Here is a 13963-nt window from a genome sequence, read left to right on the forward strand (position 1 = left end):
CGGTCGGCTGTGGGGACGGTCACAAGGACAACGACTTTCCTACTGGCGAGTTATCCCAGCGGGTCCCGGGCGATCGGGCAGCTCATGCATCGCGGACCACCCCGGCCGGAGCCCAGCTCGGAGCCGGCGATCGCGATGACCTCGATCCCGGCGGCCTCCAGCGCCTCGTTGGTCTGGGTGTTGCGCTCGTAGCCGACGACCACGCCCGGCGCCAGTGCCAGGGTGTTGTTGCCGTCGTCCCACTGCTCGCGCTCGGCGGCGACCGGGTCGAGCCCGGTGTCGACGTGGTGGAGCTTGTCGATGCCCATCGCCTCGGCCGCGACCTCGAGGAACGGACGCGGGGCGGCGATGTCCACCTGGTCGGACTCGCCCGACGGCGTCACGGCGTACGCCACCAGCGAGTCGACCGCGTTGGGGTAGATGACCATCTTGTCGGTGTTGACCAGCGTGGCGATCGTGTCGAGGTGCATCGTCGCGCGCTCCTGTGCGATCGGCACGGCGAGGACGGTGTGGGCGAGGTCCTCCGCGAAGACCTGGCGCGCCAGCCGCTCGGCACCCGCGGGGGTCGTACGCTCGCCGACCCCGACGGCGACGACGCCGGGCGCGAGCAGGAGCACGTCGCCACCCTCCACGTGCTCGAGGTGGGAGCCGTGCAGCCGGGGGCTGGACCGGAACCGCGGGTGGAACTGGTAGATCAGCTCGGTCAGCGCGGTCTCGCGCTTGCGGGCCGGCATCGCCAGGCTCGTGACCGTCGCGCGGTCGCGGATCCACACGGACGAGTCGCGGGTGAAGAGCAGGTTGGGGAGCGGGTCGATCAGGAAGTCGTCGTGGGCGAGGAGGCTGGTGACCAGACCGTGGCCGCCGCGCACCTCGTCGTTGCGGATGCCCGCGGTCAGGTGGTCGGTCAGCTCGGCCGGTCCCGCGTCGGCGAGGGCACCGCTCAGGTAGTCGCGGAGGGTATCGCCCAGGGTGAGCGAGCCCAGCACGTTGTCGAGCGCCAGCTTGCGGGCCTCGGGCACCTCGAGGGTCTCGGTGAGCAGGTCGGTCAGGTAGAGCACCTCGACGTCGCGATCCCGCAGCGCGGCCGCGAAGGCGTCGTGCTCGTCCTGTGCCCGCTTCACCCACGGAATGCCGTCGAAGAGCAGCTTGTCGTTGTTGCGCGGCGTCAGCCGGGTCAGCTCCCTACCGGGTCGGTGGAGCATTACCGTACGCAGCCGTCCGACCTCGCTGTCGGCGCCAAGTTCAACCATGTCGGCAGCCTAGGCGACGGTCGCTCAGGCGAACACCTCGACCAGCGTCAGGATGCCCAGGACGAGGCATACGAGGGCTCCGACGTAGTGCAGGACGTGCAGCTTGATGAACCGGAGCAGCGTACGTCCCAGCAGCACCGCGAGCCCCGACACCGTCAGCAGCGCGGCCCAGGAGCCGATGAAGACCGAGACCGGCTCGTGGTAGCGGGCCACCAGCGAGACGCTCAGCAGCTGGGAGAGGTCGCCCCACTCGGCCGCGAAGAGGACCATGAAGCTGGCCAGGACCTGGCGGAAGCCGCGTACGTCCTTCGCCTTCTCGGCGAACTCGCTGCCGTCCTCCTCGCTCGCGGTGCCGTGGTGGCGGCGTCCCTCGACGAGCAGGAGCACCGCGCCGCCGAGGAAGAGCAGCGCGGCGACGATGTGGATCAGGCTGGTCGGCAGGAGCGTCGCCACGCCACCGATCGCCACCGCGATGAGCGTCTGGATCGCGAACGCGGCGCCCACGCCGAGCCAGACGAAGATCGGCCGGTACTTCGTCGACAGCACCAGCGTCGCCAGGAACGTCTTGTCCGGCAGCTCGACGACGAAGATCGCGGCGAAGGCCAGCGCGATGACGGTGATGTCCACGGGGTCATGGTCGCACTCGGCGGGGCGGGATGTTCAGCTAGGTATGCAGGCGAACAGTCGCTCCCCTGGTGGAACTCCACGAGGGATGCGGATGCTCGGCTACATACCTGGACGAACCGCCAGCGCCTTGGCCGCCGCCAGGACGTCGATCGCGGGGCGGTTGAGCGCGGCGGCGACACGGGCGACGTCGTCCCACTCGGGCTGCAGGTTGACGATCTCGCCGTCGAGGCGGGCGGCCTTGACGGCGATCGGGTGTCCGTCGACGGTCACGGTCAGGATCTCGCGGGGCAGGGCGTACTTGACGACCACGTGTTCGCGTACGCCGATCGTCGAGGTCTCCCGGAAGAACACCCGCCGGACCGCGTCGGCGGCGTCGGGGCGGGTGAGAGCGTGGAGCGTGTAGGCGGGGCGGCCCTTCTTCATCAGGATCGGCGTGACCCAGGCGTCGTGAGCCCCGGCGGCGAGGAGTGCGTCGAGCGCGCCCGGGATCAGTCGGCCCTCCAGATCGTCGATGTTCGCCTCGATGACGAGCTCGGCGGCCGCACGATCTGCCGCCGGCGTCTCAGCCGCCTCCCCGACGAGCAGCCGGATCGCGTTCGACCAGCCCTCGGGATCCCTGCCTCCGGCCCCGACCCCGACGGCTCCGGTCACCATCGGCGGCTGGTCACCCCACGAGGTGGCGAGGGTGGTGAGCAGGGCGGCCCCGGTCGGCGTGCACATCTCCATCGACGGGTGCCCGGGAGGCCCCGCGAAGGAAGGTACGCCGGTGAGCAGCCGTGCCACCGCCGGCGGCGGCACCGAGAGGGTCCCGTGAGCGGCCCGGACCGAGCCCGACCCGACCGCGACCGGGGAGACCACGACGTCGGTGGCACCCAGGTGCACGAAACCGGCACAGACCCCGACCACGTCGGCGATCGCGTCCAGCGCCCCGACCTCGTGGAAGTGGACCTCCTCGGGGGAGATCCCGTGGACGGCCCCTTCGGCGACGGCGAGGCGCTCGAAGACCCGCAGCGCCAGGTCGCGCACCGCGCCGTCCAGCGAGGCGCCGGTGAGCAGCTCCCGGACGTCGGTCCAGGTGCGGTGGTGGGTCGAGTCCGCGATCGAGACATGACACCGGGTCGCGGCCAGGGCGCCACGTCTCACCTGTTCAGCGACGAGATCCACCGGCTCGGGAGCCACTGCATCCACCGCCGAGGCGATCACGGACAGCGGCACCCCGGCGGCGACGAGCGCGCCGAGCAGCATGTCGCCCGACGCCCCGGAGGAGGCGTCGACCCAGACGACCCTCATCGAGCCCGAGCCCGCCTGGCGATCCTTGCCGCCGCGACCCCGGCACCGTAGCCGTTGTCGATGTTGACCACGGTCACGCCGGGAGCACACGAGTTGAGCATCGCCAGCAGCGCGGCCAGCCCGCCGAAGGAGGCGCCGTAGCCGACGGACGTCGGCACCCCGATCATCGGCACCCCGACCAGCCCGCCGACCACCGAGGGCAACGCACCCTCCATCCCGGCGACGACGATCAGGCAGTCGGCGTCGTCGAGCCGGTCGCGTACGGCCATCAGGCGGTGGATCCCGGCGACACCCACATCGGTGATCCGTTCGACGCCGGCGCCGTGGACCCGGGCGGTCAGTGCCGCCTCGGCCGCGACCGGCCCGTCGGAGGTGCCGGCGGCCACGACGCAGACCCGGCCCTGCGGGGCCGGCAGCGGCCCAAGTGTGATCGCCCGGGCCTCGGCGTCGTGGGTCGCCGAGGGCAGCTCGGCGGCGACGAGGGCCGCTGCCTCGGCCGAGACCCGGGTGGCCAGGACGGCGCGCGTGGGATGCGCACGGTGCAGCCGGGCCAGGATCGCGACGACCTGCTCGGGGGTCTTGCCGTCGGCGTACACGACCTCCGGGTCACCCGTGCGCCGCTCACGGTCGAGGTCCACGCGGGCGAACCCGAGGTCCGCGGTCGTCTCCTGGTCGGGCATCCTCAGAACCGGGCCGGGTCGGCGGGATAGACCCCGAGCAGCTTCACGTCGGTCGTGAAGAAGGCCAGCTCCTCCAGGGCCCGCTTCAGCCCCGGCTGGTCGGGGTGGCCGTCGACCTCGGCGAGGAACTGGGTCGCGGTGAACTTCCCGTCGACCATGTAGGACTCCAGCTTGGTCATGTTGACGCCGTTGGTCGCGAAGCCGCCGAGCGCCTTGTAGAGGGCGGCCGGGAGGTTGCGTACGTTGAAGATGAACGAGGTCACCACCGGACCCTGGTCGGAGGGCGCCTGGATGAAGTCGGGCGAGAGCACCACGAAGCGGGTGGTGTTGTGGTCGGCGTCCTCGATGTCGGTCGCGAGCACGTCGAGCCCGTAGATCGAGGCGGCCAGCGGCGGGGAGATCGCGGCCATCGTCGGGTCACCGGCCTCGACGACCTCGCGCGCGGCACCGGCGGTGTCGCCGGAGACGACCGGCGTGAACCCGTGCTCCCGGATGATGTTGCGGCACTGGCCCAGCGCGTGGACGTGGGAGTGGACCGTACGGATGTCGTCGAGATGGGCGCCCGGAAGACCGAGCAGGTGGAACCGGATCCGCAGGTAGTGCTCGGCGATGATGTGCAGGTTCGACTCGGGGAGGAAGTGGTGGATGTCGGCCACCCGCCCGGCGAGGGAGTTGTCGATCGGGATCATCGCCAGCGACGCCTCACCTGCCTCGACGGTCGCAAAGACGTCCTCGAACGAGGCGCACGGCACCGACTCCAGCTCGGGGTAGTGCCGTTGGCAGACCATGTGTGAGTTGGACCCTGGTTCGCCCTGATAGGCGATGCGATGTGGCTCGGACACAGCGACAGTCTAGATTCGCCCGTTGTGCTCGCTCTTGCCATTCTCAGTCTGCTGACAGCAATCGCCTCCCTGGTGTTCGCCGGGGCGGCCTGGCAGAGGACGAAGGACGTACGCCGCCCCGACCCCGCCGCCGTCGAGTCGCTGCCGACCGATGTGGCCGGTCTGCGTGCCGAGGTCGCGGCCCTGCGGGCGGAGTCGGCGATGAACCTGCGCCATCTCGCGGTGGTGCGCTTCGACGCGTTCGGGGACGCCGGTGGCCACCTGAGCTGGTGCCTTGCCCTGCTCGACGACAACGGTGACGGGGTCGTGCTCACCTCGATCCACGGCCGCACCGAGGCGAGGTCGTACGCGAAGAGCATCAGCGGCTGGGAGTCGTCCCAGCTGATGTCGCCCGAGGAGACCGAGGCGGTCCAGCAGGCGAAGCCGAGGAGCTGATCCGAGGCGACCGGATCGGGCCGAAAACGACGCCGGCACGCTCGGGCGTGGCGGGGGAACCGTTCCGAGCGTGCCGGTTTTCAAACCCGGGCTGCGGGTGGGACGGCCCGGGAGTCGAACACTGGTCGCGGGGGATTTCCGACCAGTGTGTGGGTCTTGCACGTCACCGGCCGGAGTCAGGCTGAGCCCGATCGGGGACGCCGACTCGGCTCACGCCGAGTCGTGTCAGACACCTTATGAACATTTACTGATCAACAAGACATCTGTGCCCGCGAGTCGCCATCGAGTCGCACGAAAATTGATCCCAAACACGCTGAAAATACGCTTGATCCGGGACCTTAGACCCTGATTGCCGGGACTTTCTGCTTGGCTGCGTGTCGTTGGATTCGGGACCGAATCGGGACCGCGTTTCAGCGTGGCACGCGGACGAGCAGGCGTCCCGGAAGGCACGTCATGCGCAGCTCCCGACCCTCGGAGATGGTGTCGCCGTCGAGCTGGCGGGGCTGGTCGTGGTTGGTCCGGATCACGACGCTGGCGCCGGTCATCCGGTTGACCAGGTTGTCGGTGCGCGGCCGCTTGCTCAGCACCCGGAACGCGAGCGGGAGCCAGGACCAGAACCGCTGCGGATAGAGCAGCACCACGTCGACGAGCCCGTCGTCGAGCGCGGCCGCCGGCAGCAGCGGCATGTTGGCCTGGAGGTAGCCGACGTTGCCGACGACGACCGTGCGCGCCCGGTGCCTGGTGAACTCGCCGCCGTCGACGGAGATCTCCAGCCGCATCGCCGGGAACATCAGGCTCTTGAAGGCGGAGAGAACGTACGCCATCCAGCCGATCTTCTTCTTGATGTCCTCGTTGACGCCGCTCATGATCGCGGCGTCGAAGCCCATCCCGGCCATGACCAGGAAGTTGGTGTCCTCGAGGTTGTCGCCGGAGACCTCGACCAGGTCGATCGCCTGGTCCTGCCCGGTGAGCGCGACGTCGATCGCGGCGCGGATGTAGAGCGGGATCGACAGGTTGCGGGCGAGCAGGTTGCCGGTGCCGCCGGGGACGATCCCCACCGCGATGCCGGTGCCGGCCAGGGCGGAGCAGACCTCACGCACGGTGCCGTCGCCGCCGCACACGAGCACCAGGTCGGCGCCCTCCTCCTGGGCAGCGCGCGCCATCCCTCGGCCGGGGTCGTCGACCGTGGTCAGGTGCCAGGTCGGCGTCTTCCAGCCGGACTCCTTGGCCATCGTGGTGACCATGGTCTTGAACTGGTCGACCGACTCGACCTTGATCGGGTTGAGGACGACCGCGATCTTCCGGTTGCCGCGCACCGAGTCCACCAGCGGCCGCCGCCCCAGCGCGTGCGAGGTGGGCAGCGGCGTGTAGAGCGCCATGCCGAGGAAGACCGCACCGGCGGCGAAAGCGATCCCGCCGATCACGTCGGAGGGGTAGTGGCGGCCGAGGAAGACCCGGTCCGCGGCGACGAGCACGACCAGCAGCGTGAGGCCCGTGTAGGCGAGGCGGCGGATGCCGCGGCGGCGTACGAACATCGTCACGACGACCGCGATCACGCCCGCCAGGACCGCCATCCCGGTCGCGTGACCGGAAGGGTACGCCGGCGAGTCGTGCAGCCACGACGACAGTTGCCACTCCGGCCGGTCCCGGTCGATCAGCAGCACCAGGCCACGGCGTACGACCAGGGTGACGGCCACGACGCCGAACACGTAGACCGCGGCGCGCAGATACTTGCGGAACAGCCCGGCGGCGACCAGGAAGGCGACCCCGACCGGGAGGTACCACTCGGTGACCACCTCGACGACGTGCCAGAAGCCGAGCATCCAGCCGTGCTCCGCCGTCACCGCCGCTGCCTCGCGGCCGAGCTCGTCGAACGTCGAGACCGGCGGCCATGCGTTGATCGCCGCGATCCCGATCAGGGCGCACAGGGCGAACAGCGAAGCCGCCCAGAGCAGCAGGGCACGGCGCGAAAGGTCAAGCACGGTGAGTCAGTATGCGCGAAACGGCTTCCACACAGTGAATGAACGACCTGGACAAAAGCCGAGGCGGCGCACGGTTGTGAGCGTTACTGTTCCTTCTCCGCGCATGATTCGGGTCGGCGTCGGCATTCCTCGGTCCCTCGTCGTTGTGAGGTCTCTCTCATGCGCTCTCGCGTGTCCTCGTACGCCCTTCTCGGGCTCCTGTCCGTCCCCGCCGTCGCCCTCGGCGTCGGTGGCCTCCTCGCCGGCTCCGCTGCCGCGGCGGAAGGTGAGTGCGACGGCAAGGCCGTCACCGTCGACGTCAGAGAGGGTCAGGCCCCGACCGAACTCGACGACGTCATCGCCGTCCCGGCAGGTGCCACCGTGAGTGGGCTGGGCGGCAACGACACCATCTGCGTCGTCGGTCAGGGCGGGGCGGAGATCTACGGAGGTGCCGGCAACGACACGCTCATCGGTGGATCTGATGGCGATCTGCTCAACGGAGGAGATGGCGACGACGTCGCCCGTGCGGGCGAGGGCGACGACCTGATCGAGGAGACCTCGGGCAACGACGTGCTTGCCGGCGATGCGGGCGGCGACATCGTCCTCGCCGGCTCTGGTTCGGACGAGGTGGACGGAGGCGTTGGCGACGACGTCATCTCCGGTGGATCAGAGGGTGACGTCCTGCGTGGTGGGGATGGAGCCGACCGCATCGCCGGGGGCGCGGGAGATGACTCCATCGACGGCGGAGCCGGGACTGACAAGGCGACGTACGCCGAGGCGACCAGCGGCATCGTCGCGACGACGACGAAGGTGACCGGTGGCCTCGGCACGGACGCCCTCGCCGGCATCGAGGAGCTGACGGGGACCGACTACGCCGACCGGTTCACCGGTGGCTCGGGGAACAGCATCATCGACGGGCGTGCCGGCAACGACTGGTTCGCGCCCGGGGCCGGGACCGACCTGATCACCGGCGGCTCCGGGGTGGACACGGTCAGCTACGCCAACCTGACCAGCGGCGTACGCATCTATCTCGGGCAGCCTGCCTACTACGGTGCCGGCGCCGGCCGCGAGACGATCGAAGAGGTCGAGAACCTCACCGGAAGTCCGTACGCCGACAACCTCGTCGGGGACCTGGGCGGCAACGTGATCCTCGGTGGCGGCGGTAGCGACTACATCAACGGGCTCAACGGCAACGACCGGCTGGACGGCGGGAGCGGCAACGACACCTTCTGGCCGGGCAAGGACAACGACACCGTGATCGGCGGGACCGGCACGGACACGATCAGCTACAAGGGCTATTACAGGCCGATCCAGATCAGCCTGGCCACGACCCGAGCTCAGAACACCGGCAGCTCGGGTTACGAGACGGTCAGTCAGACCGAGAACATCATCGGCACCTCGTACTCCGACCGCCTCGCCGGAAATTCGGGCAGCAACACGATCACGGCCGGCTACGGGAACGACACCGTGCTGCCCGGCCATGGCGACGACGTCGTCAGCGGTGGAGCCGGGTCGGACACGATCAGCTACCGGAACGTCGGTGTAGGTGTCCGGGTGTCGCTCGCGGCGACCTCCCGGCAGCGCACCAACGCCGGCTACGACAAGATCACCTACGTCGAGAACGTCATCGGCACCACGCGCGCCGACGTCCTCAAGGGGAACGGGTCGGCCAACAGGCTCTACGGAGACGCCGGCGGCGACAAGCTCTACGGCAGCGGCGGCGCCGACAAGCTCTACGGCGGCACCGGTAGCGACTACGGCGACGGGGGAACCGGCCGGGACAGCTCGTCCTCGGTCGAGCGGCGCGTGCGCATTCCGTGACGCTCACTTACTGAAGTGAGATCTGATGGCCCGGTCGACTAGCCTTGCCGCATGATCGACCCGCGCATCCTCCGCGAAGACCCCGACCGCGTACGTGCCTCGCAGGAGCGCCGCGGCGCGTCCTCCGACGTGGTGGACCGGGCGCTGTCCGCGGACAGTGCCCGGCGGGCGGCGATCGCGGACTTCGAGGCCAAGCGGGCCGAGCAGAAGCAGATGGGCAAGAAGGTCGCCCAGGCCAAGGGCGAGGAGAAGCAGCAGCTCCTCGCCGAGGTCAAGGATCTCGCGAAGGCTGTCAAGGAGGCCGAGGCCGCGCAGGCAGCGGCCGAGGAGGAGTGGAAGAAGGCCCTCAAGGCCATCCCCAACCTCGCCGACGACGCTCCGGCCGGCGGTGAGGACGACTTCGTCCTGATCGAGAAGGTCGGCAAGCCGCGCGACTTCGAGGCCGAGGGCTTCGAGCCGCGCGACCACGTCGAGCTGGGCAAGATGCTCGGTGCGATCGACCTCGAGCGTGGCGCCAAGGTCTCGGGCAGCCGCTTCTACTTCCTGACCGGCGTCGGCGCCGAGCTGGAGTTCGCGCTGATCAACCTGGCGATGGAGCAGGCCCGCGAGGCCGGGTTCACCCAGGTCATCGCGCCGGCGCTGGTGCGCCCGGAGGCGATGGAGGGCACCGGCTTCCTCGACCAGGTCGACGACGGCGTCTACAAGATCGAGGACGACGACCTCTACCTCGTCGGCACCTCGGAGGTGCCGATGGCGGCCTACCACGCCGACGAGATCCTCGACCCCGAGACGCTGCCGCGCCGCTACGCCGCCTTCTCGTCCTGCTTCCGCAAGGAGGCCGGCTCGGCGGGCAAGGACACCAAGGGCATCATCCGGGTCCACCAGTTCGAGAAGGTGGAGATGTTCGTCTACACCACCGTCGAGGAGTCGTACGCGGAGCACCAGCGTCTCCTCGAGTGGGAGAAGGCGTTCCTGGACAAGCTCGAGCTGGCCTACCAGGTCATCGACGTCGCCGCGGGCGACCTCGGTCCGAGCGCGCTGCGGAAGTTCGACTGCGAGGCGTGGATCCCGACGCAGGGGAAGTACCGCGAGCTCACCTCGGCGTCCAACTGCACCACCTTCCAGGCGCGCCGCCTCGACATCCGGCAGCGCACGGAGAGCGGCACCACCCCGGTCGCCACGCTCAACGGCACGCTGACCGCGATCACCCGCGCCATCGTGGCCGTCCTGGAGACCCACCAGCAGGCCGACGGGTCGGTGCGGGTGCCGAAGGCGCTGCAGAAGTGGCTCGGGCGCGAGGTCCTGGAGCCGGTCCAGAAGTGAGCACGACCGAGAGCAGCACCGCGCGGCCGGGCGAGGCCGCCTGGCACCCGAAGCTCGTCGCGCTCGACATCGACGGCACCCTGCTGCGCTGGATCGAGGGCACCGGCACGACCTCCGAGGCGCTCTCGGACAAGGTGCGTGATGCGGTCCGCCGGGCGTACGACGCCGGGGCGCACGTGGTGCTCTCCTCGGGCCGCTCGGCCCACTCGATGACCGGGATCGCCGACCTGCTCGGGCTTCCGGACGAGGGTGCGGAGCGGTTGTGGATCGTCGCGTCCAACGGTGCGGTGGTGCTCCGCTACCCGCCGGTCGACGTGGTGCACGAGGAGACCTTTGATGCTCGCGCGGCCGTCGAGAAGATCCTGGAACGACGTCCGAACGTGCTGGTCGCGGTGGAGAACCGCGGCCTGGGCTACCGGTTCAACCGGCCGTTCCCGGAGGGCGAGCTCGACGGCGCTCACCTGATCGCGCCGATCGAGGAGATGGTCGCCGAGCCGGTCTCGCGCGTGATCATCCGTGACCCCGACGCGACCCCGGAGGACTTCCTCGCCCTCGGGCGCGAGCTCGGCCTGCACGGCATCGACTACGTCGTGGGCTACACCGCCTGGCTCGACCTCACCCCGGTCGGCGTCTCCAAGGCATCGGGCCTCGCCTACGTCTGCGACCAGCTCGACCTCGAACCCGCCGACGTACTCGCCATCGGCGACGGCCGCAACGACGTCGAGATGCTCGAGTGGGCCGGTCGCGGTGTCGCCATGGGCAACGCTCCCGAGGTCGTCCAGGAGATCGCCGACGCCGTCACCGCCCACGTCGCCGACGACGGCGCGGCGCTGGAACTCTCCCGCTGGTTCTGAGAGTGCTGTTCTGAGAGTCTTGGCGCTCGTGACTCTTCCCACCACCATCCTCACCGAGCGGCTGACGCTGCCGCTGTGGACCCAGGCCGACATCGAGGCCATCGTCGACCAGCAGGGCCGGAACGGGCGGCAGCAGGGCTGGCACCCGCAGTTCCCGCGTGAGGACGACCGCGACGCGGCGACCATGTGGGTGGAGGGCGACCCGTGGAGCTCCCGCTACATCATCCGCAACGGGACCGTGCTCGGCTCGATCGGCTTCTTCGGGCCGCCCGACGCCGCCTCTGACGGCACCCCGGAGACCGAGGTCGGCTACGGCCTCGTCGAGGAGGCACGCGGTTGGGGCTTCGCCACCGAGGCGCTCAAGGGTCTGCTCGCGTGCGCCGACGCGGAGGGCGTACGCATCCGGGCCTCCGTCGAACCCACCAACGCGGCCAGCCTCCGTGTGCTCGCCAAGTGTGGGTTCACCGAGCTCCGGGGCGCCGACGAGGACGGGCATCTGGTGATGGCCAGGCCTGTCCCCGGTGGCAGAATGGAAGAATGAGTACGCCGAAGCTCGTCGCCACCGACCTGGACGGCACTCTGGTCAGAGCGGACGGCTCGGTCTCGGAATTCACCCGTGACGTGCTCGTGAAGCTCGAGGAGATCGGCGTGCCGGTCATCTTCGTGACCGGTCGGCCGCTGCGCTGGACCCGCGAGCTCTTCGAGCACATCGGCAGCGTCGGCCTGGCGATCGTCTCCAACGGCGCGCTGGTCTGGGACGTCTCCACCGATCAGCCGCGGCTCACGCGGCTGATCGAGCCCGCCCTGACCGCCGAGGTGGCGGCGACGCTGACGGCCAGCCTGCCCGGCCTGGTCTTCGCGACGGAGTCGCTCGAGGGCTGGTCGTGCGAGCCGGACTTCGTGACCCACACCTCCGACGCCCGCCGGCCCGCCAGGCGCGTCGCCGCGATCGAGGAGCTCGCCGACGAGCCGCTGATCAAGCTGCTCGCCCGGCGCCACGACGACGATGACGCCGACGATCTGCTCGCGGCCGCGACGGCCGCCGTCGGCGACCGGGTCAACGTCACCCACTCCTCGTTCCCGCTGCTCGAGATCAGCGCTCCCGGGGTCACCAAGGCCTCCACGCTGGAGCTCGTCTGCACCGAGCTCGGCATCTCTGCGACGGACGTGATCGCCTTCGGCGACATGCCCAACGACCTGCCGATGCTGACCTGGGCCGGGACGTCCTACGCCATGGCCGACGCCCACCCGAGCGTGGTCGCGTGCGCGTCCCACCTCGCGCCCGGACACGAAGATGACGGTGTCGCGCGGGTGCTGGCTGGAGTCTTCGGGCTCTGACTGGTTTGATCTTCGCCATGCGCCGCGTCCCCCAGCTCCTCGCTGCCGTTGCTCTTGTCGCGACAGCGATGATCATGACGAGCCCCGCACCTGCTTCGGCAGCCCCTGCCACCTCGCCGCTGACGGCTCCCGCGAAGTGCCCCGCGTTCAAGCTCAGCGACGCCGTCGAGGAGCCGCTGGTCTTCCACGCGCGGGTGACCGGCCCCGGCAAGGCCACCCGGAAGGGCGGCCCGGTCGTCTACCCCGTGACCGTCGTCAAGGCGCTCAAGGGCGTCATCAGCGGCAGCAACCTCCAGGTCACTCTCAACACCGGGCCGTGCCAGCGCAAGTCGCTGACCGCCAACGAGGACTACTACTTCTTCGTGCAGCAGAAGGGCGACACGATCCTCGCCGCCGGCAGCGCGCCGCGCGTCGAGGAATACACCGACAAGCTCCAGGCGGAGATCGCCAAGGAGTTCCCCGAGGCGATCGCCCCCGAGCCTCAGCAGGTGAGCTTCAGCGAGCCCACGTCCCCCGAGGGCGCGAAGCTCGTCGAGGTCGCCGCCCCCGGCGTCGTGCTCGTCGTCGTGGGTCTGCTCGGCCTGATCATCGTGATGATTCTCGGACGGCGGAGGACGGCGTAGCCTTCTCCGGCGTCCAGCCCGGCGGCCGGAAGAGGTAGCTCAGCTTGAGCCGCCAGCCGTCGGCGCTGCGTACGTCGTTCCAGAGCTCGCGGAATGCGCCGTACTCCAGCCGGAGCAGGTTGTAGGTGTCGACCTTGTAGGTCAGGCCGTACGTCGGGCGCTGGACCTCCGGCTGGAACGTGCCGAAGAGGCGGTCCCAGATGATCAGGATGCCGGCGTAGTTCTTGTCCAGGTACTCCGGGTCGGAGCCGTGGTGGACGCGGTGGTGCGACGGGGTGTTGAGCACGAGCTCCAGCGGTCGCCAGAGTCGGCCGATCGTCTCGGTGTGCACGAAGAACTGGTAGATCAGGTTGATCGAGAAGGCGATGTAGATCGCCGCCGGTGAGATGCCCAGGAACGGCAGCGGCAGGAAGAAGAAGAACTCGAACCACGGGTTCCACTTCTGCCGCAGCGCGGTCGCGAAGGTCATGTACTCGCTCGAGTGGTGCGCCTGGTGGGCCGCCCAGCCGACGCGCGTGCGGTGCACGAAGCGGTGGTTCCAGTAGTAGGCGAGGTCGACGACCACGACCGAGATCGCCAGGCCCCACCAGGTCTCCGGGATCTGCCACAGCGACGCGTAGGCGAAGATCGCCGCGTAGACCGCGAAGGTCAGCACCTTGAACACGGTCATCGACACGATCGACCCGAGGCCCATCAGGACCGAGGTGCGCGCGTCCTTGAAGACGTAGCCGGCCAGATTGTCGTCGTGGTCGAGCCATTTCAGTGCTGCCAGCTCGATGAGGATCGAGAGCGCGAAGAACGGGATCGCGTACGTCAGCGGGTTCTTGAGCGGGTCGAGCATGTCGTTCATGGGGGACCTCCCAGGGATATGACCTTGGAGTAAGTTACCTCAAGGTCATATGCCACCGCTAGACTCTTG

The 13963-nt window shown here is 69.5% G+C and carries 14 protein-coding genes; 7 read left to right on the forward strand and 7 right to left on the reverse strand.

Annotation, left to right across the window (positions count from 1 at the left end; genetic code table 11):
- Positions 1–50: 50 nt before the first annotated feature.
- The 5 genes from ACWZJV_RS15540 to ACWZJV_RS15560 all read right to left on the reverse strand — a co-directional run bounded on the left by ACWZJV_RS15540 (position 51) and on the right by ACWZJV_RS15560 (position 4689).
- On the reverse strand, positions 51–1250 hold the full coding sequence (locus ACWZJV_RS15540) for an arginine deiminase (protein ID WP_457176960.1): 1200 nt from the start codon (positions 1248–1250) through the stop codon (positions 51–53).
- A gap of 24 nt (positions 1251–1274) precedes the next feature.
- Positions 1275–1877, reverse strand: a complete 603-nt coding sequence (locus tag ACWZJV_RS15545) for a TMEM165/GDT1 family protein (protein WP_008355925.1) — start codon at positions 1875–1877, stop codon at positions 1275–1277.
- 99 nt (positions 1878–1976) lie between these two features.
- A complete protein-coding gene (larC, locus tag ACWZJV_RS15550) occupies positions 1977–3167 on the reverse strand; it encodes a nickel pincer cofactor biosynthesis protein LarC (protein WP_457176962.1) in 1191 nt (396 codons plus the stop codon).
- The gene (gene larB / locus ACWZJV_RS15555) at positions 3164–3847 is read right to left on the reverse strand and encodes a nickel pincer cofactor biosynthesis protein LarB (RefSeq protein WP_008355928.1); all 684 of its coding nucleotides are present in this window, start codon (positions 3845–3847) and stop codon (positions 3164–3166) included. The genes larC and larB overlap by 4 nt, the downstream gene beginning before the upstream one ends.
- A 2-nt stretch (positions 3848–3849) precedes the next feature.
- Positions 3850–4689 (reverse strand): prephenate dehydratase, encoded by an 840-nt coding sequence (locus tag ACWZJV_RS15560; protein WP_008355931.1) that lies wholly within the window; start codon positions 4687–4689, stop codon positions 3850–3852.
- Positions 4690–4713: 24 nt separating this feature from the next.
- Between ACWZJV_RS15560 and ACWZJV_RS15565 the strand changes: the two genes are divergently transcribed.
- Positions 4714–5124, forward strand: a complete 411-nt coding sequence (locus tag ACWZJV_RS15565; RefSeq protein ID WP_307785708.1) for a DUF4446 family protein — start codon at positions 4714–4716, stop codon at positions 5122–5124.
- Between the two features lie 410 nt (positions 5125–5534).
- On the opposite strand, the gene ACWZJV_RS15570 is transcribed toward ACWZJV_RS15565, so the two are convergent.
- The gene (locus tag ACWZJV_RS15570; RefSeq protein ID WP_457176966.1) at positions 5535–7106 is read right to left on the reverse strand and encodes a diacylglycerol kinase family protein; all 1572 of its coding nucleotides are present in this window, start codon (positions 7104–7106) and stop codon (positions 5535–5537) included.
- A 159-nt stretch (positions 7107–7265) separates the two neighbouring features.
- Between ACWZJV_RS15570 and ACWZJV_RS15575 the strand changes: the two genes are divergently transcribed.
- From ACWZJV_RS15575 to ACWZJV_RS15600, 6 genes are read left to right on the forward strand one after another with little or no spacing between them, the layout of a single operon-like run.
- Positions 7266–8906 (forward strand): calcium-binding protein, encoded by a 1641-nt coding sequence (locus ACWZJV_RS15575; RefSeq protein WP_457176968.1) that lies wholly within the window; start codon positions 7266–7268, stop codon positions 8904–8906.
- A gap of 51 nt (positions 8907–8957) precedes the next feature.
- The gene (serS, locus tag ACWZJV_RS15580; RefSeq protein WP_457176969.1) at positions 8958–10229 is read left to right on the forward strand and encodes a serine--tRNA ligase; all 1272 of its coding nucleotides are present in this window, start codon (positions 8958–8960) and stop codon (positions 10227–10229) included.
- Positions 10226–11083 carry an HAD family hydrolase gene (locus ACWZJV_RS15585; RefSeq protein ID WP_196875945.1) on the forward strand — a complete coding sequence of 286 codons (858 nt, stop codon included), beginning with the start codon at positions 10226–10228 and terminating at the stop codon, positions 11081–11083. Before serS ends, ACWZJV_RS15585 begins: the two co-directional genes overlap by 4 nt.
- 28 nt (positions 11084–11111) lie before the next feature.
- The gene (locus tag ACWZJV_RS15590; RefSeq protein WP_457176971.1) at positions 11112–11624 is read left to right on the forward strand and encodes a GNAT family N-acetyltransferase; all 513 of its coding nucleotides are present in this window, start codon (positions 11112–11114) and stop codon (positions 11622–11624) included.
- The gene (locus tag ACWZJV_RS15595; RefSeq protein ID WP_457176972.1) at positions 11621–12421 is read left to right on the forward strand and encodes an HAD family hydrolase; all 801 of its coding nucleotides are present in this window, start codon (positions 11621–11623) and stop codon (positions 12419–12421) included. Before ACWZJV_RS15590 ends, ACWZJV_RS15595 begins: the two co-directional genes overlap by 4 nt.
- 17 nt (positions 12422–12438) lie before the next feature.
- The gene (locus ACWZJV_RS15600) at positions 12439–13044 is read left to right on the forward strand and encodes a hypothetical protein (RefSeq protein ID WP_457176974.1); all 606 of its coding nucleotides are present in this window, start codon (positions 12439–12441) and stop codon (positions 13042–13044) included.
- Here the strand turns inward: ACWZJV_RS15600 and ACWZJV_RS15605 are convergent.
- Complete coding sequence (locus tag ACWZJV_RS15605; RefSeq protein WP_457176976.1) at positions 13007–13894, reverse strand: sterol desaturase family protein; 888 nt, start codon at positions 13892–13894, stop codon at positions 13007–13009. The two genes, ACWZJV_RS15600 and ACWZJV_RS15605, sit on opposite strands and share 38 nt — an antisense overlap.
- Positions 13895–13963: the final 69 nt, after the last annotated feature.

The organism is Nocardioides sp. WG-D5 (genome assembly GCF_054031175.1).